The sequence below is a fragment of the Streptomyces fodineus genome (assembly GCF_001735805.1).
Taxonomy (GTDB): Bacteria; Actinomycetota; Actinomycetes; order Streptomycetales; family Streptomycetaceae; genus Streptomyces; species Streptomyces fodineus.
In genome coordinates this window covers 2,723,714-2,742,652 of the sequence record NZ_CP017248.1, presented here as the reverse complement: position 1 = coordinate 2,742,652, position 18,939 = coordinate 2,723,714, and the positions used below count along the sequence as shown (strand labels likewise).

General features: G+C 70.0%; 9 protein-coding genes. 5 read left to right on the top strand and 4 right to left on the bottom strand.

The features are described 5' to 3' along the window. Positions 1-285 precede the first annotated feature (285 nt). Complete coding sequence (locus tag BFF78_RS11130; RefSeq protein ID WP_069778166.1) at positions 286-1,476, top strand: IS701 family transposase; 1,191 nt, start codon at positions 286-288, stop codon at positions 1,474-1,476. 21 nt (positions 1,477-1,497) lie between these two features. On the opposite strand, the gene BFF78_RS11125 is transcribed toward BFF78_RS11130, so the two are convergent. Beyond that, the gene (locus BFF78_RS11125) at positions 1,498-2,778 is read right to left on the bottom strand and encodes a valine--pyruvate transaminase (protein ID WP_227025809.1); all 1,281 of its coding nucleotides are present in this window, start codon (positions 2,776-2,778) and stop codon (positions 1,498-1,500) included. A 275-nt stretch (positions 2,779-3,053) separates the two neighbouring features. Further along, positions 3,054-4,604 carry an FAD-dependent monooxygenase gene (locus tag BFF78_RS50505; RefSeq protein ID WP_227025808.1) on the bottom strand — a complete coding sequence of 517 codons (1,551 nt, stop codon included), beginning with the start codon at positions 4,602-4,604 and terminating at the stop codon, positions 3,054-3,056. Between the two features lie 417 nt (positions 4,605-5,021). Between BFF78_RS50505 and ccrA the strand changes: the two genes are divergently transcribed. Further along, entirely contained in the window at positions 5,022-6,362 is a 1,341-nt protein-coding gene (ccrA, locus tag BFF78_RS11115) for a crotonyl-CoA carboxylase/reductase (RefSeq protein WP_069778164.1), read from the top strand. Positions 6,363-6,543: 181 nt separating this feature from the next. Here the strand turns inward: ccrA and BFF78_RS11110 are convergent, their stop codons facing one another. Beyond that, positions 6,544-8,073 (bottom strand): helix-turn-helix domain-containing protein, encoded by a 1,530-nt coding sequence (locus tag BFF78_RS11110; RefSeq protein ID WP_069778163.1) that lies wholly within the window; start codon positions 8,071-8,073, stop codon positions 6,544-6,546. Positions 8,074-8,456: 383 nt separating this feature from the next. Here BFF78_RS11110 and acnA point away from each other — a divergent pair, with 383 nt between their 5' ends. Both acnA and BFF78_RS11100 read left to right on the top strand, forming a co-directional pair. Further along, positions 8,457-11,174: an aconitate hydratase AcnA gene (gene acnA / locus BFF78_RS11105; protein ID WP_069783521.1), complete on the top strand. Its 2,718-nt coding sequence runs from the start codon at positions 8,457-8,459 to the stop codon at positions 11,172-11,174. Positions 11,175-12,082: 908 nt separating this feature from the next. After that, on the top strand, positions 12,083-12,394 hold the full coding sequence (locus BFF78_RS11100; RefSeq protein WP_069778162.1) for an ATP-binding protein: 312 nt from the start codon (positions 12,083-12,085) through the stop codon (positions 12,392-12,394). 28 nt (positions 12,395-12,422) lie between these two features. Here the strand turns inward: BFF78_RS11100 and BFF78_RS11095 are convergent, their stop codons facing one another. Next, positions 12,423-15,125 carry a SpoIIE family protein phosphatase gene (locus tag BFF78_RS11095; RefSeq protein WP_079161260.1) on the bottom strand — a complete coding sequence of 901 codons (2,703 nt, stop codon included), beginning with the start codon at positions 15,123-15,125 and terminating at the stop codon, positions 12,423-12,425. A gap of 483 nt (positions 15,126-15,608) precedes the next feature. On the opposite strand from BFF78_RS11095, the gene BFF78_RS11090 reads away from it, so the two are divergent. Further along, positions 15,609-18,917: a GH92 family glycosyl hydrolase gene (locus tag BFF78_RS11090; RefSeq protein WP_069778161.1), complete on the top strand. Its 3,309-nt coding sequence runs from the start codon at positions 15,609-15,611 to the stop codon at positions 18,915-18,917. Positions 18,918-18,939 lie beyond the last annotated feature (22 nt).

The window sequence follows — 18,939 nt, the reverse complement described above, 5'->3', positions numbered from 1 at the left end:
GAGCTTGCTCCGAGTATCGCCATCGTTCCCCCTCGCCTATTCACATCTCCTCCATACCTGCTGGTCACCGCCTTGACGCTGCAGCGCCCGAACGTGGCCGACGGACGGTGGACGCCGGAAGGCATGAGTGGAATCCAGCCATTTACCCGCTGTCTCGCGTCCCGGGATCCTGTGTCATTCGAGCCGCCCCGAACCAGTCAGCCGGCACCCGGAAAAGAGTGGCACCGCGCTGGCGAGCGCCTTAGACTCCTTCCGACCGACACTCAGTAACGGGGGAGTTGCGGCATGAATACGGTCCAATCGGACACCTCGTCGACTTCACGGGACGCGACTTTCACTCATTCGCAATCGGCCCTGGCCGACTACACGGCAACGATCTTCAAGAGCTTGCCCCGAATCGACCAACGCAACTGGGCCCACGCCTATCTGAAGGCCCTGCTCGTCACCGCCGGCAAGAAGTCGTTGCGCCAGCTCGCCACCGCGGTCTCCCGCGACCCGTCCGCCGTGCAGTCGTTACGACAGTTCGTCAGTCTCAGCCCGTGGGACTTCGATGAGGTCATGGCGGAGCTCACCCGCTGGGTGGGGGAGTACCGGCCCGCCCCCGTCTGGTCCATCGGCCGGGCCGTCCTGCCGAAGCGCGGTGACCGTTCGGTGGGTGTCCACCGCTACTTCGACCTGTCCTCGGGCCGGACGCTCAACTGCCAGCTGGGGCTGGGCTCCTTCCTGCGGGTGGGCACCACGCAGGTTCCGGTCGACTGGTGCCTGTATCTGCCGACGGACTGGACGCAGGACTGGAATCGGCGCAGGGAGGGACGCATACCGGACTCCGTGCAGGACCTGCCGCTGTGGGCGCACACGCTCCGACTCGTCGACCGGCTGTCGGCCCGCACGGACTCCAGGTCCTCCGTCGTCATGGTCGACATGAGCGATGTGCCCGACGTGGAGCTCCTTCTGCGTGAACTCGCCGAGCGCGGCTGCGACTTCGTCGTCGCGGTGCCGCCGCAGCTGGCTGTGGTGCCCGCCGGCGAGGGCAGCCCGGCACTGTTGAGCGCGAGAACCTTGCTCCTCACCCAGGGCCAGGAGACGGCCATCGTCTCCCTGCCCGACGCACAGGCGTCCCTCGCACAGTTCCAGACGTCGCTCGTCCACCTAGCGGGCAGTTCCCCAGGGCGCTCTCCCAGCCCTGTCTACCGGCTCTTCACCGAAGCGGGCCGTCACCGCACCCAAGGCCCGCTCTGGCTCACCAGTCTCGCCCACCACTCCCTCGCGGAGGTCCGTTCGATCACCGCGCTGCAGGGCGGGACGATGGCCGCGATCCGTTCGATGGAGCGGGACTTCGGGTTGTTGGACTTCGAGGGACGCTCGTTCCCCGGCTGGTACCACCACATGGCCCTCGTCTCCGCCGCGTACGCATTCCAGAGCCTGCACGGGTTCGCGTCCGCGCCGTCCCGCGGCATGACACAGCGAGCGCGATAGCCACGTGGCACGTGGCTGCGGTCATCGGGGGTTCCGGACGCTTGCGTCACGCATCTCGCCCAGTACCCCCGCGATCACCTCGACGCCGGCGGCGATGGTGTCCGTGTCCGGGGTGATGCTGATGCGGAAGCACTGCCGGGGGTGTCGTCCGAGGCCCTCGCTGCGCTCGGCGCCGGTGAAGAAGTGCCTTCCCGGTACGACGAAGACGCCCCTGCGCTTGAGCGTCTCGTACAGCCGCAGGTCGTCGAACCACTCCTCGTCCACCCAGACCCAGCAGAACATGCCCCCTTCGGCGGTGTGCAGGTACCAGACGATGTCCTCCGGCAGTGACCCCGCCAGCAGCGACTCGACGAACTTCCTGCGCTCGGCGTAGAAGGGTCCGATGACCGACGCGACCAGCGTGTCGAGGACGTCGGACCGCAGCGCGCGGGCCAGCGCCGACTGAACCAGCTGGGGGGCGTGCAGCGCGGAGTTGGACAAGAACGAGACGATCGGGTCGATGTGCCGCTCATCGGCGACGGCGAAGCCCAGGCGCTCCCCCGGAAGCCCGGCCTTCGAGACGGAGAAGACGTTGATGACGCGTTCGTCCCACACCGGCGCCATGGACAGTCCCCCGATGCCGGGGAACGGAGCACCGTAGGCGTTGTCGACCACGAGCGGTACGTCGTGGCCCTGGGCGGCCGCGATGAGCCGCTGGATCTCCTCAGGCGAGGCGCAGCGGCCGGCTGGGTTGCTCGGGCTGGACAGCAGCATCAGCCCGACATCCGCCAGCCCCTCCAGGGCGGGCAGGTCGAACAGGTAGCGGAACGACCGCTTGCCCTGGATCCGCAACCGGGGCTCGACTCCTGTGATTCCCTCCACGGCCAGGGAAAGGCCCTGGTAGCCGGTGTAGTCCGGAGTCATCGGCAGCACCAGCCTGGTGTCACCGCTCGCGCCCGGCCCGGTGAACAGCGCCGCGGCGATGAAGCAGAGCATTTGGCTGCCCGGACCCACCACGATGTTGCGCGGCCCCACATCCCAGCCATAGCGCCTGTTGAAGTAGTCAGCGATCGCTTCGACCGCTTCCGGCAGTCCGCGAGACGGTCCGTACCGGCAGCTGACGTCCCCGAAGGAGGCGGTCAGCGCCTCGCCGGTCATCCGCTGCCAGGTGTCCCTGACCTCGGGTATGACCGCCGGATTTCCTATGCCGAGGTTGAGCCACTCCTTTCCGGTGACGGAGCCGGTGGTAGTGGCGATGTCATCCATGATGAGCCGAAGTCCTGATAAACTTGCCATTTTGGTTCCGGATCTGGACAGCTCCACGGGGTGGCATCCTTTCCTGTCACTGCCGATGGGCGGCGAGCGAAGCGGCTCTGCGGTGAGGGCGATCCCGCCTGGCGCCCGCGGCCACCACGTGCGTGTCGATGCCGACGTGTCCCACGTCGCTGTCGGCCATCCCGCCGCGCTTCTCAGCTCGTCACATCGTCTCCACCTTCACGGAGGTGGATCAGCCGGTCAAGACAACACCGATGCCGCAGCGAGGCACGCCGCTGCCGTACGTGCTTCGTCCCGCCGGCAGGACAGCGGTGAACCGGTTGTCAGGACAGCGGTGAACCGCCTGTCTCCGGCGGTGCCTCACCGAGGCAGGGCCGGGCCGAACCACGTGGTGAGGGCGGCCCGGAGGGCGGAGGTGTCGGGCGTGCGGGCGGAGGTGGCCCAGGCGACGTGGCCGTCGGGGCGGACGAGGAGCGCGGTGGGAGCGGCGATCTCGCCCATGACCGGGGCGGTCCAGTGGTCGTCCTCGCTCCGTGCCTCGACGAAGTCGACGCGGTCGGCCCAGTTCCCGGCGGTCGCCGCCACCTCGGCGCTGCCGCGCAGGTCGAGCAGAACGGGGCGGGCGGCGTGCAGCAGTTCGTAGACGCGGGTGGCACCGTCGGGCGTCTTGAGGTCGGCGTCGGGGACCCGGCGTCCCCCAGCGGGTGGTCGCCGTCGACCGGGTACCGGATGTCCAGTGCGGTGATCATGCCGCGCAGGTACCGGTTGACGTCATCGAACGCCATGACCGAGCCGAACACCTCGCGCAGTGCGTCCATATCGGCGCCGGGGCGGGCCAGGGCCGACTGCGCCCGGGTGTTGTGCAGGAGGCGCTCACCGACGGGGTGGCGCTCGGCGTGGTAGCTGTCCAGCAGGCTCTCCGGCGCCTGGCCGCGCACCACCGAGGCGAGCTTCCAGCCCAGGTTGACCGCGTCCTGCACGCCGATGTTCAGCCCTTGCCCGCCGGCCGGGAAGTGGATGTGCGCCGCGTCGCCGGCGAGCAGCACCCGGCCGTCCCGGTACTTGGCCGCCTGCCTGGCGGTGTCGCTGAACCGGGAGACCCACCTGGGGCTGTGCATGCCGTAGTCGGTGCCCGCGAGCCTGATCAGCGACTCCCGGAGCTGCTCGAACGTCACGGAGTCGTCCCGGCCCGCAACACGGTCGTACTCGGATGTGATCACCCGGTGCCAGCCCGGCTCCAGGGAGAGGGCCGAGAAGTGGCCGCCCGGACAGCGCCGCATGAAGATGAACTCCTCGGGCAGGCCCGGGAGTACGACGTCTCCGAGCAGAGCGGTCATCGTCGCCGGAGTGCCGGGGAAGTCGATGCCCGACAGCCTGCGCACGGTGCTGCGGCCGCCGTCGCAGCCCACGAGGTAGCGGGCCCGCAGCGTCGCCGGTGCCGCCTTCGTCGTACGCAGCTCGACCGCCACGCCGGCCTCGTCCTGGCGGACCCCGCTCACCTCGGACGACCAGCGGACCCGTACGCCGAGCTCGGCAGCCCACTCCTCCAGCAGCCGCTCGATGGTGGACTGCAGGATCATCAGCGGGAGGGGGTGTCTGGACTCGAAGTCGTCGAAGTCCAGCCAGAGACCGGAGAAGTGGCCCACGGGTGTCAGGTGGCCGGCCGCGAGGAAGCGGTCCAGGACGCCGCGCTGGTCCAGCACCTCCAGGGTGCGGGAGTGCATCCCGCCGGCTCGCGACTCGCCCGTCCGCTCGGCGAGCTGTTCGACCACCATCACCTCGACGCCCGCCAGGCGCAGTTCGCACGCAAGCATCAGGCCCGTCGGCCCGGCGCCGGCGACCACCACGTCCGTGTCCGTGCTGGCGTGTCCCACGTCGCTGCCTCTCATCCCACCGTGCCCCTCACCTCGTCACGTCACCTCCACCGTCAGGGAGGTGGATCAGCCGGTCAAGACAAGGCCGATGCCGCAGCGAGGCACTCGACTGCCGAACGCGTCCTGTCCCGTCAGCAGGACAGCCCTAAGCGAACGGGAGCCACAGGGACCGCGGAGATGGAGTCGGCGGCCAAAAAGCGGTTGTATGAGGACGCATCCGCGCCGAGCGGGGTGACGGCGGGCATGGCGCGTCGGCCGCAGCGAAACCCCTGCGTCGCACTTCGTCCGCGGATGCGCGGCGGACCGTACCCGAGCACCACGCCGACAGGGGCGTACCCGTCGTCGAACGTCCACCTGCGCGCCCCCGACGCCGGTGCTGCCGGCATGCCTCTCCAAAGCCAACCACGGGAGTCATTGATGGACGACCTGACCAAGACCGTGCTGTCCGGGGCGTCGCCCGAGGAGATCGAACGCGCCCCACTGCCCTCGCACTTCACCGCAGCCCACCTCCGTGTCGAGGACGAGGGCGTTTTCGGCGACAGCGGTGACATCGGTGACAAGGACGTCCGCCGCACTCTTCATGTCGGTGCGGTCCGGATGCCCGAGCTCGCGCCCGACGAGGTCGTCCTCGCCGTGATGGCCAGTTCGGTCAATTACAACACCGTCTGGTCGGCGAAGTTCGAGCCGCTGTCCACGTTCCGCTTCCTGCGCTCCTACGCCAAGCAGGGCGGTTGGGCCACCCGGCATGACCAGCCCTTCCACGTCCTCGGGTCCGACGCGGCCGGCGTGGTCGTCCGCGTGGGCAGCGGCGTCCGGCGTTGGCGCGTCGGCGACCACGTCATCGTGAGCCCGGCGTACGTCGACGACCAGGAGGCCGCCACCCAGTCGGACGGGATGCTGAGCGAGGCCCAGCTGGCCTGGGGGTTCGAGACGAACTACGGGGGACTCGCCCACTACGCCGTGGCTCGTGCCAGCCAACTCGTCCCCAAACCGGCTCACTTGAGCTGGGAGGAGGCCGCGAGCATCCCCGTGTGCGGGGGAACGGCGTACCGGATGCTGGTCGGTGACCGTGGTGCCCGGATGAAGCAGGGCGACATCGTGCTCATCTGGGGAGCCTCCGGCGGCCTGGGTTCGTACGCGGTCCAGTTGGTGAAGAACGGCGGCGGTACAGCGGTGGGAGTGGTGGGCTCGGAACGGAAGGCCCAGATCGCCCGGAAGCTCGGCTGCGATGTGGTGATCAACCGTGAGGAGATCGGTCTCGGGGACGATCCGGGTGAGGACCCGGAGCAGGCGGTCAAGGCCGGCAGACGGCTGGGGGCGATCATCCGTCGCGAGGTGGGGGAGGACCCGCACATCGTCTTCGAACATGTGGGGCGAGCCACGTTCGGAATCTCGGTGTTCGTCGTCCGGCGCGGCGGAGCAGTGGTCACCTGCGGGTCGAGTACCGGCTACCACCACTCCTTCGACAACCGGTACCTGTGGATGAGGCTCAAGCGGATCATCGGCAGCCACATCGCCAACCTCCAGGAGATGACCGAGTGCGCCCGCCTCTTCGGCCAGGGGAAGATCGCCCCAGTCGTCTCCCGTGTGTATCCGCTGGCCGAGGTGGCCGAGGCGACCCGGCTGGTCCAGCTCAATCAGCACATCGGCAAGGTCGGCGTGCTGTGCCTCGCTCCCGAGCCCGGCCTCGGCATCACGGCCCCGGGGCTGCGTGCCCGCATCGGAGAGGAAACGCTCCGGCCTTTGGCCATACAGTGACGCATGGTTGCGCTCCGTAAAGCATTGGCCAACAGTTGCCCCGAGCGGCTCTGACCTGGGCTTTCCTGTGACTCCTCCGGGCTGCCACGTTTTGGATGACGCAGCGTGTGGAGTGCGTGTTACTCGAAAGCGTGCACGCCCGGCCAGAAGTCCCAGAAAAGTCCCAGAGGCGTCTGAACCTTCAGATGTCCCGGAAGATCTCGATCTGCGCCCCGACCGAGTTCAGGCGCTCGGCGAGATCCTCGTAACCCCGGTTGATGACGTACACGTTGCGCAGCACCGACGTGCCCTCGGCCGCCATCATCGCCAGCAGGACGACCACGGCGGGGCGCAGGGCCGGCGGGCACATCATCTCGGCGGCGCGCCAGCGGGTCGGGCCCTCGACCAGGACCCGGTGCGGGTCGAGGAGCTGGAGGCGGCCGCCGAGGCGGTTGAGGTCGGTGAGGTAGATCGCGCGGTTGTCGTAGACCCAGTCGTGGATGAGGGTCTTGCCCTGCGCGACCGCCGCGATCGCCGCGAAGAACGGGACGTTGTCGATGTTCAGGCCCGGGAAGGGCATGGGGTGGATCTTGTCGATCGGGGCTTCGAGCTTGGAGGGGCGGACGGTCAGGTCGACCAGACGGGTGCGGCCGTTGTCCGCGAAGTACTCGGGCGACCGGTCGTGGTCGAGGCCCATCTCCTCCAGGACCGCCAGCTCGATCTCCAGGAACTCGATGGGGACGCGACGCACGGTCAGTTCGGACTCGGTCACCACGGCGGCGGCCAGCAGGCTCATCGCCTCGACCGGGTCCTCGGAGGGGGAGTAGTCCACGTCGACGTCGATGTTCGGCACGCCGTGCACGGTGAGCGTGGTGGTGCCGATGCCCTCGACCTTGACGCCGAGGGCCTCCAGGAAGAAGCACAGGTCCTGGACCATGTAGTTGGAGGAGGCGTTGCGGATGACCGTCACGCCGTCGTGCCGGGCGGCGGCCAGCAGCGCGTTCTCGGTCACGGTGTCGCCGCGCTCGGTCAGCACGATCGGGCGGTCGGGGCGTACGGTGCGGTCGACCTGCGCGTGGTACTGGCCCTCGGTGGCCGCGATGTCCAGGCCGAACCGGCGCAGCGCGATCATGTGCGGCTCGATGGTCCGCGTGCCGAGGTCGCAGCCGCCGGCGTACGGCAGCTTGAAGTGGTCCATGCGGTGCAGCAGCGGGCCGAAGAACATGATGATCGAGCGGGTGCGTACGGCGGCCTCCGCGTCGATCGCCGCCATCTCCAGCATGGCCGGCGGCACCAGCTCCAGGTCGACGCCGTCGTTGATCCAGCGGGTGCGCACGCCGATGGAGTTGAGCACCTCCAGCAGGCGGTACACCTCCTCGATGCGAGCCACCCGGCGCAGCACGGTGCGCCCCTTGTTCAGCAGCGAGGCGCACAGCAGGGCGACGCACGCGTTCTTGCTGGTCTTCACGTCGATGGCGCCCGACAGCCGACGGCCGCCGACCACTCGCAGATGCATCGGACCCGCATACCCCAGCGACACGATCTCGCTGTCCAGGGCTTCACCGATACGGGCAATCATCTCAAGGCTGATGTTCTGGTTCCCGCGCTCGATGCGGTTGACCGCGCTCTGGCTGGTGCCGAGCGCCTCCGCGAGCTGCGTCTGGGTCCAGCCCCGGTGTTGCCGGGCGTCACGGATGAGCTTGCCGATGCGTACGAGGTAGTCGTCTGCCATGGGGTTGAGGTTATCTCAGATATGAGATGGCACCCCGACAGGGGGGCCATTCGGGTGACGGCACGTCAGTTGACCAGCAACTATACCGGTTTGTCCGGAATGTCGACGGCAGACGGACTCTACGTCCGATTACCCCCGTTTGGCGTACTGATGAGCGAAGAAGGCGGACTTCTCGAAGGCGGCCGGTCGCACCCGGCGCGGTTCGGGCATGACCATCCGGCGGCCATGTATTAGAGTTATCTCGACATCGAGATATCTGCCAGGCGCACCGCAGCCACCACCCACTAAGGGTTACCTAACTTAGCCTTACCTTAGCGGATCGGTCAGACCGGGGTGGCGGCAGGATTGACGGTGGTACGCGCACATCAATGAAGGAGACTGTCGTGTCGGCGAACAGCTTCGACGCCCGCAGCACGCTGCAGGTGGGCGACGAGTCGTACGAGATCTTCCGGCTGGACAAGGTGGAGGGCTCGGCCCGCCTGCCGTACAGCCTCAAGGTCCTGCTGGAGAACCTGCTCCGCACGGAGGACGGCGCGAACATCACCGCCGACCACATCCGTGCCCTCGGCGGCTGGGACTCGCAGGCCCAGCCCAGCCAGGAGATCCAGTTCACGCCGGCCCGCGTGATCATGCAGGACTTCACCGGCGTGCCCTGTGTCGTGGACCTCGCGACCATGCGTGAGGCCGTGAAGGAGCTCGGCGGCGACCCCGCCAAGATCAACCCGCTGGCGCCGGCCGAGCTGGTCATCGACCACTCCGTCATCGCCGACAAGTTCGGCACCAACGACGCCTTCAAGCAGAACGTCGAGCTGGAGTACGGCCGCAACAAGGAGCGCTACCAGTTCCTGCGCTGGGGCCAGACCGCCTTCGACGAGTTCAAGGTCGTCCCGCCGGGCACCGGCATCGTCCACCAGGTGAACATCGAGCACCTGGCCCGCGTGGTGATGGTCCGCGACGGCAAGGCCTACCCGGACACCCTGGTCGGCACCGACTCGCACACCACGATGGTCAACGGCCTCGGCGTCCTCGGCTGGGGCGTCGGCGGCATCGAGGCCGAGGCCGCCATGCTCGGCCAGCCGGTCTCCATGCTCATCCCGCGCGTCGTCGGCTTCAAGCTCACCGGCGAGCTGCCCGCCGGCACCACCGCCACCGACCTGGTGCTCACCATCACCGAGATGCTGCGCAAGCACGGTGTGGTCGGCAAGTTCGTCGAGTTCTACGGCGAGGGTGTGGCGGCCACGAGCCTCGCCAACCGCGCCACCATCGGCAACATGTCCCCGGAGTTCGGTTCCACCGCCGCGATCTTCCCGATCGACGACGAGACCCTGAACTACCTGCGCCTGACCGGCCGTTCCGACCAGCAGGTCGCCCTCGTCGAGGCCTACGCCAAGCAGCAGGGCCTGTGGCTGGACCCGAAGGCCGAGCCGGACTTCTCCGAGAAGCTCGAACTGGACCTGTCCACGGTCGTGCCGTCCATCGCCGGCCCGAAGCGCCCGCAGGACCGCATCGTCCTCGCGAACGCCGCCGAGCAGTTCAAGCTGGACGTCCGCAACTACGTCGACGACATCGACGAGGCGGGCAAGGAGTCCTTCCCGGCCTCCGACGCCCCGGCCGTCCACCCCAACGGCTTCCCGTCCAACCCGGTTCCGGTCACCGCCCCCGACGGCACGACCTACGAGCTGGACCACGGTGCGGTGACGGTCGCGGCCATCACCTCCTGCACCAACACCTCCAACCCGTACGTCATGATCGGCGCCGCCCTGGTCGCCAAGAAGGCGGTCGAGAAGGGCCTGACCCGCAAGCCGTGGGTCAAGTCCACCCTCGCCCCGGGTTCGAAGGTCGTCACCGACTACTTCGAGAAGGCCGGCCTCACCCCGTACCTGGACAAGCTGGGCTTCAACCTCGTCGGCTACGGCTGCACCACCTGCATCGGCAACTCCGGCCCGCTGCCGGAGGAGGTCTCCAAGGCCGTCAACGACCACGACCTCGCGGTCACCTCGGTCCTCTCCGGCAACCGGAACTTCGAGGGCCGTATCAACCCCGACGTCAAGATGAACTACCTGGCGTCCCCGCCGCTGGTCGTCGCGTACGCCATCGCGGGCTCCATGAAGGTGGACATCACCCGTGACGCCCTGGGCACCGACCAGGACGGCAACCCGGTCTACCTGAAGGACATCTGGCCGTCCGAGGCCGAGGTCAACGACGTCGTCGCCAGCGCCATCGGCGAGGACATGTTCTCCAAGTCCTACCAGGACGTCTTCGCGGGCGACGCCCAGTGGCAGTCGCTCCCGGTCCCGACCGGCAACACCTTCGAGTGGGACGCCGAGTCGACCTACGTCCGCAAGCCCCCGTACTTCGAGGGCATGGGCATGGAGCCGGCCCCGGTCGAGGACATCGCCGGCGCCCGCGTGCTGGCCAAGCTGGGCGACTCGGTCACCACCGACCACATCTCCCCGGCCGGTGCGATCAAGGCCGACACCCCGGCCGGCCAGTACCTCACCGAGCACGGCGTCGAGCGCCGCGACTTCAACAGCTACGGCTCCCGCCGCGGCAACCACGAGGTCATGATCCGCGGTACGTTCGCCAACATCCGCCTGCGCAACCAGATCGCGCCGGGCACCGAGGGCGGCTACACGCGTGACTTCACGCAGGAAGGCGGCCCGGTCTCCTTCATCTACGACGCCTCGCAGAACTACCAGGCGGCCGGTGTGCCGCTGGTCGTCCTGGCCGGCAAGGAGTACGGCTCCGGCTCGTCCCGCGACTGGGCCGCCAAGGGCACCGCGCTCCTCGGCGTCAAGGCCGTCATCGCCGAGTCGTACGAGCGCATCCACCGCTCGAACCTCATCGGCATGGGCGTCCTGCCGCTGCAGTTCCCGGAGGGCGCCTCCGCCGCCTCCCTCGGCCTGACCGGCGAGGAGACCTTCTCCATCTCCGGCGTGACCGAGCTGAACGACGGCACCACGCCGCGCACGGTCAAGGTCACCACCGACACCGGTGTCGAGTTCGACGCGGTCGTCCGCATCGACACCCCCGGTGAGGCCGACTACTACCGCAACGGCGGCATCATGCAGTACGTGCTGCGCAACCTGATCCGCAAGTAAGCGGCACAGCACAGCGGTTCAGGGCCGCACCCCCGCCGGCGGGGGTGCGGCCCTTCGCCGTCCGCGGCTGGTCACGCCCACCGGCCCAGCCGCATCTCGCCGCCGCAGTCCGCTCGCAGGGACGACACCCCCCCTCCCGCTCACCGCGGCCCAGCGCGCCACCCTCACCGGCGTCCCCGCCCGACGACGCAGCCCACGCTCAGGGGCGACGCGCCACGACCGAGGCAGACGGTGTCCTCCCTGTCCCCGTCGGGACCGCCGCCGGCTCCCACACCCTCAGTGCCCGCGACGACGGCCCCGGCATCCCGCACGACGCCCTCCCCACGTCTTCGACCTCTTCACCCGCGCCGACGCCTGCCGTACCTGTGGTGCGGGTCTCGGCGGAGGCGGCTCGGGATGGGGGGCGGCTGTGACGGCGGCGATCACGCGCGCTGACGCCTGCCGTACCTGTGGTGCGGGTCTCGGCGGAGGCGGCTCGGGATGGGGGGCGGCTGTGACGGCGGCGATCACGCGCGCTGACGCCTGCCGTACCTGTGGTGCGGGTCTCGGCGGAGGCGGCTCGGGATGGGGGGCGGCTGTGACGGCGGCGATCACGCGCGCTGACGCCTGCCGTACCTGTGGTGCGGGTCTCGGCGGAGGCGGCTCGGGATGGGGGGCGGCTGTGACGGCGGCGATCACGCGCGCCGACGCCTGCCGTACCTGTGGTGCGGGTCTCGGCGGAGGCGGCTCGGGATGGGGGGCGGCTGTGACGGCGGCGATCACGCGCGCTGACGCCTGCCGTACTTGTGCGGGTCTCGGCGGAGGCGGCTCGGGGTGGGGGCTGGCTTTGCCGACGGCGATCATCCGCGCTGACGGCTGCCGCACCCGTGCGGGCCTCGGCGAAGGCGGCTCGAGATGGGGGGCAAGCCGTGACGGCTGCGATCACCCGCGCCCACGGCGGCGCCGTCCGCGTGGACAGCGTCCCCGGCCGGACCGAGTTCACCACCGGGCTTCCGGCGGTCGGTCCGTCGTACGCGTCCGGGCATCCCGCGATGTGCGGACGTCCCCCGTCGGCCTGGCATCCCGCGTCGGCCCGGCATCTCGCGTCGGTCCAGCATCTCGCGTCGGCCGGGCACGCGTCGGCCCGGCATCTCGCGTCGTCCGGACACCCCCGCGTCGTCCGGATATCCCCCGTCGTCCAGATATCCCGTGCTGTCTCGCGCGTCCGCCGCCCGGCGTAAGGCCGCGCGGCCGCTTCGCCCGGCCCGCTCAGTCCGCGAGGAGGTCGCCGAACTCGCCGAGGTCCGGCACCGCCAGCTCGGCCCAGATCACCTTGCCCTGCGGTGTGTACCGGGTGCCCCAGCGTTCGGCCAGCTGCGCGACCAGGAACAGACCCCGACCGCCCTCGTCGGTCGTCGCCGCGTACCGCAGATGCGGTGAGGTGCTGCTGCCGTCGGCCACCTCGCAGATCAGCGTGCGGTCATGGATCAGCCGCACATGGATCGGGTCGGAGCCGTAGCGGATCGCATTGGTGATCAGTTCGCTCAGCACGAGTTCCATGCCGAAGCCGAGCTCGGACAGGCCCCACTCGGCCAGCTTCTCGGAGACGGCCGCGCGCATCCCCGACACGGCGGCCGGGTCGCGCGGTACGTCCCAGTCGGCGACCCGATCGGCCGGCAGCGCCCGGGTGCGCGCGATGAGCAGGGCGACGTCGTCCGCGGGACGCTCGGGCAGCAGATCTTCCAGCACCGCCCGGCAGCTCTCCTCCGGCGGCCGGTCGGGGTGCCCCGCCAGCGACCGGCGCAGCAGTTCCATCCCCACGTCCAGGTCGCGCGAGCGGTCCTCGACGAGGCCGTCGGTGTAGAGCACCAGCTGGCTGCCCTCCGGCAGCTCGAACTCGGCCGACTGGAACGGCATGCCGCCCAGGCCCAGTGGCGGACCTGCGGGCAGATCGGGGAAGCCCGCGCTGCCGTCGGGGGCGACCACCGCGGGCGCCAGATGCCCGGCACGCGCCATCACACAGCGCCGTGTCACCGGGTCGTAGATCGCGTACACGCAGGTGGCGCCCACGATCTCGCCCGCCGTCTCCGCACAGGCCTCGTCCTGGTCGATACGGCCGACCAGGTCGTCCAGGTGGCTGAGCAGCTCGTCGGGCGGCAGGTCGAGGGTGGAGAAGTTGTGCACCGCCGTCCGCAGCCGGCCCATCGTCGCGGCGGCGTGCAGACCGTGACCGACCACGTCGCCGACGGCCAGCGCCACCCGGCTCCCCGGCAGCGGGATCACGTCGAACCAGTCGCCGCTCACGCCCGACTGGGCGGGGAGATAGCGGTAGGCCACATCGAGGGCGCTCTGCGCGGGCAGTGCCCGCGGCAGCAGGCTGCGCTGCAGGGTCACGGCCAGGGCGTGCTCACGGGTGTACCGGCGCGCGTTGTCGATACTGACCGCGGCCCGGGCCACCAGCTCCTCCGCCAGCGACAGATCCTCCGCGTCGAAGGGCTCCCGTTTGGAACGCCAGAAGTTGGCCATGCCCAGCACGATGCCGCGGGCCTGGATGGGGGCGGCGATGAGCGAGTGGATGCCGTAGTCAAGGATCTGCCGGGCGCGCTCCGGATCCTGCTCGGTCCAGCCGTCGAGGGCCGACAGGTCGCTCACCAGCTCGGAGCGGCCGGCCCGGTAGCCGCGGGCCTGCGGGGTGGAGGGCAGGAAGTCGATCAGCCGGCCCTTCTCGTAGAGCGGGTGATCGTCCCGGATGCCGCTCACGGCGACGCGCCGCATGTCCGTCGCCGTGGGAGCCGGTTCCTCGCCGTGCAGCACGGCGTCGGCCAGGTCCAGGGTGACGAAGTCGGCGAAACGGGGTACGGCGACCCGCGCCAGTTCGTCCGCCGTCCGGACCACGTCGAGGCTGCTGCCTATGCCCAGACCCGCGTCGTACAGCAGCTCCAGACGCTCCCGGGTCACCTCGGCCCGGCCGGAGACGGCCTGGAGCTCGGTACAGTCGCGGAGCGTGGCCACGGTGCCCCGGGGGCCTCCCACGCGGTCCGTGGGCCGCTGGTTGACCGCCAGCAGCCGTCCCCCGGCGAAGTGCACCTCGTCGGAGGCGTCGCGCCCGGAGGCCAGCAGGTCCGCCGTCGCCGGATCGAGACCCGGCAGCTCCAGCACCTTGCACCCCTCGGCGTCCGTGGGCAGCTCCAGCAGCCGCCTGGCCTCGTCGTTGACCAGCAGCAGCTGCCCGTCGTCACCGACGATGATCACGCCCTCCCGCACCGAGTGCAGCACCGTGTCGTGGTGCTCGTACATGCGGGTCATCTCGTCCGGCGCCAGGCTGTGCGTCTGCCGCCGCAGCCGCCGGGCCACCAGTGCCGTACCGCCGGTCGACGCCACCAGTGCCCCGGCCCCGGCGGCCAGGATGATCGGCAGCTGACGGTCCACCTCGCTGGTCACGTTCTTCACCTTGAGCCCGGCGGAGACCAGCGCGATGATCTTGCCGTGGTCGTCGTATATCGGAACGGTCGCCTGTTCCTCGTGGCCGAGCGGCCCGTGGACCTCTTCGGTGTAGACCTTCCCGGCCAGCGACGGACCGATCTGGCCCACGAACCGGTGCCCGATCTTGCTCGGCAGGGGATGGGTGTAACGGATGCCCTTGGTGTCCATGACCACGATGAAGTCGACGCCCGCGGACTTGCGTGCCGCCTCGGTGAGGGGCTGGAGCACCGCGGACGGCTTCGGGGTGTGCAGGGCCTGCACCACACCGGGGGAGTGCGCGAAGGTCTGCGCGACGGCGATGGACCGGCGCTTGGCCTCGGTGCTGGTGTCGTGTTCCGACTGCAGGACGAGAGCGATGACGCCGCAGACCACGAGCAGTACCACCAGGGCTACCTGCAGAAGCAGGACCTGCCCGGCGACGCTGCGCCGGCTCCTGCCGGCCTTGAAGCGCCAGAATTTACGCCTGAGTCGGGCGGATGCGTCCGACATGCGGCATTTGTAGCACTGCTACGTCTCGTTGCCTATGCCCCATCCGCGAGGTGGACATATTTTCTCCGAGAAGCGGACATGTTTTCGCCGCTTCAGAGGTCACAGGGGCAACCTCCTGCCCCTCGGGTCACGGTGGTGCCGGATTCGCGTGACCCCCTCTGATCGGTGCTCTGGGCGGACCCGGTGATCGGTGCACCGGGTCCGCGAGCCGGGCGGGTGAGGGGGGTGGACACCCGCCCGGATGGTGCTGGCTTGTGAGGTCGGCCAGGATGCGCGACAACGTTGTCCAATGGTCTGTACATGACTCTACCGCCTCAACCGACAACGATGTCAACCCACTTGGAGTAGCCCGACCGAGTGATCCCGGCGTGTGGCTGCCGGGGCGTACGCCGTCTTCCGTGGTACGGGTGGCGCACGTTACTGTCCCAGCGGCTTGTGCGACCCGTGATGCGCGACCCGTCCGTCAGGAGGAAGGGCCGCGCCATGCGTTTCAGACCCATGTCCCTGCTGCTCGCCGCCGCTGTCGCGCTCGGCGGTGCCACTCCCGCCCGCGCGGCGGCCACCGCACCCCCCGGCCTCGTCAAGGACCCGACGCCCTACGTCGATCCGCTGATCGGCACCAGGAACGGCGGCGACGTCTTCCCGGGCGCCGTCGTCCCCTTCGGCATGCTCTCCTGGAGCCCCGAGAACACCAGAGGCGACGCCACGCGAACCGCCGCCCCCGGTGGCTACCAGTACGACGCCACCCGCATCCGGGGCTTCAGCCTCACCCACATGTCCGGCACCGGCTGCGCGGGCGGCAGCGGTGACATCCCGTTCTTCCCCTACGCCGGCGAGGTCACCTCCTCCCCGGCGAGCGACACCGGGGACGCCGTCTACGCCGCCGGCTTCACCCACGCCGACGAGACCGCCGAGCCCGGTCACTACAAGGTGGGCCTGGCCTCCGGAGTCACCGCCGACCTCACCGCCACCGCGCGCACCGGCTCGGCCCGCTTCACCTTCCCGGCCGGCAAGCCCGCCTCGCTGCTGGTGCGCACCGCCAACTCCGAGGTGGGCTCGGAGGATTCGTCCGTCACCATCGACCCGGACAGCCGTACGATCTCCGGGTCGGTGACCTCCGGCGACTTCTGCGGCTATCTCGACGCCGTGGGCCAACGCGCCTACTACACCCTGTACTTCACCGCCCGCTTCGACCGCGCCTTCAAGAGCGCCGGCACCTGGCAGGACGACAAGCTGAACCCCGGGTCCCATACGGCGTCCGGCGGCACCGGCGGCTTCTCGCACGGCGGCCGGCCCGTCGCGGGCAAGGGCGCCGGAGGCTACGTCGAGTTCGCGCCCGGCGCCGGTCCGGTGAACGTCAAGGTCGGCATCTCCTACGTCGGCAAGGCGGGCGCCGAGGCCAACCTCGCCGCCGAGAACCCGCCCGGCCGGTCCTTCGACGACGTCGAGAACGCGGCCCGCCGGGCCTGGCGTGAGCGGCTCGGCGCCATCCGGGTCGGCGGCGGCACGGACGCCGACCGCACCACCTTCTACACGGCGCTGTACCACGCGCTGCTGCATCCGAACGTGATCAGCGACGCCGACGGCAGGTACCGGGGTGCCGACGGTCTCGTGCATACAGTCGGCGCCGGACGGCATGGAGAAGACGGTCGATCGTATACCGCCGACGGTCGGCAGCATGCCCAATACGGCACCTTCTCCGGCTGGGACGTCTACCGCGACCAGCTCCAGCTCCTCACCCTCCTCGACCCCCGCACCGGCTCCGACATCGCCCAGTCCCTGTACGAACTGGCCCGGCAGAACAGCGGCACCTGGGACCGCTGGCTGCACGGCGCGAGCGGCACCCATGTCATGAACGGCGACCCCTCACCGACCGCGCTGGCCGGTATCCACGCCTTCGGCGGCACGGACTTCGATCTGCACGGCGCGCTGGACTCGCTGGTCAAGGCGGCCACCGTCCCGACCGGGCAGGACCTCTCGTCGGCGGGCAAGCCGGTGCTGTCGGCCGGCCAGCGGCCCTCGCTGGACAAGTACCTCAAGCTGCACTACATGCCGAGCGTCTCCAACGCCTGGGGCGGCGCCGCCGAGACCCTGGAGATGTCCACGGCCGACTTCTCGCTCTCCCAACTGGCCCGAGCGGCAGGGGAGAAGGACACGGCCACCGCCTTCGCGCGCCGCGCCCAGTGGTGGCAGAACAACTTCAACGCCGCCGCGGATCCGAGCGGGGGCTACATCGCCAACCGCAAGGCCGACGGCAGCTGGGTCACCGGCTTCACCCCCGACACCGGCAACGGCTTCGTCGAGGGCACGGCCGCCCAGTACACCTGGATGGTCCCGCACGACCCGGCGGGTCTGTTCGCCGCGCTCGGCGGCCGGGACCAGGCGCTCGCCCGGCTCGACGACTTCTTCCACGACGCAGGCGGCGGCTGGGCCCTCACCGGCCACGGCGGCGCCAAGTCCGAACTGGACAACGAGCCGTCGATCAACGTGCCCTATCTGTACGACTACGCGGGCGCCCCGTACAAGACGCAGGAGACCGTGCGGGCCGCGATACGCCGGCTGTGGTCGACCGCGCCCGGCGGCATCCCGGGCAACGACGACCTCGGTGCGATGTCGTCCTGGTACGTCTTCTCGGCGCTCGGCATGTATCCGCAGGTGCCCTCCCGTGCCGAACTGGCCCTCGCCTCACCGCTGTTCGAGCGCGTGGAGATCAGCCGGCCGCAGGGCAACGACATCTCCATCCGCGCGGCCGGAGCGGCGGCGGACGCACCGTACATCCAGTCCCTGAAGGTCAACGGCCGTACCAGCGACCGACCTTGGCTGCCCGCGTCCTTCGTCAGCGACGGCGGCCGGCTCGACTACACCCTGTCCACCACCCCCGACCGGACCTGGGGCACGGACAGCCCGCCGCCGTCCTTCCGCGAGGGCGAACAGCCGTACCAGATCGGCGTCGGCCCCACCGCCGCCACCCTCGCCCCCGGTGACAGCACGAAGACCGTCATCCGCGCGCTGTCGCTGACCGGCGGCACCGGTCCCGAGGTGCGCTTCCGGGTGGACACCCCGGCCGGTGTCACGGCCACGCCCGCCGCGGGCACGGTCACCGGGGGCGCCCAGGAGATCACCCTCACCGCCGCCCGGGACGCCCGGCAGGGCTTCGCCGACGTCAAGGTCACGGTGACCTCGGGCGACACGTCGTACGAGCAGCCGGTCTCGCTCACCGTGGCCGCCCCCGGCACCCTCCTCGCCGCCTACGACAACACCGGCATCTCCGACGACACCGGCGACCACGACGAGGCCGACTACGACGGCGGCGGCTGGAGCTACTCCCGCCAGGCCCTCGCGGCGGCCGGCCTGACCCCGGGCCGGCAGGCCACGCCCGACGGCCTCACCTTCACCTGGCCGGACTCACCGGACGGCCGCCCGGACAACGCCACAGGCACCGGCCGGACCATCGAACTGCCCACTGCAGCAAGCAAGTTGTCCTTCATCGGCAGCGCGGTCAACGGCGACCAGCAGACCACGGCGACCGTCACCTACACCGACGGCACGACCGGCACCGTCGACCTGTCCCTCACCGACTGGACCATCGGCGGCGGGGGCGGCACCGTCCAGTACGGCAACGAGGTCGTCGCGAAGACCCCGTACCGCAATGTCGCGGGCGCCGACAAGGATCCGGTGGCGACGTATGTCTTCGCCACCAAACCCTTCACGGCGCCGGACGGGAAGAGCATTGCCGGCGTCCGGCTCCCGCTGAACGGCGACCTGCACGTGTTCACCGTGGCCACCGGCTGACCGACGGCATGACAAGGGGGCG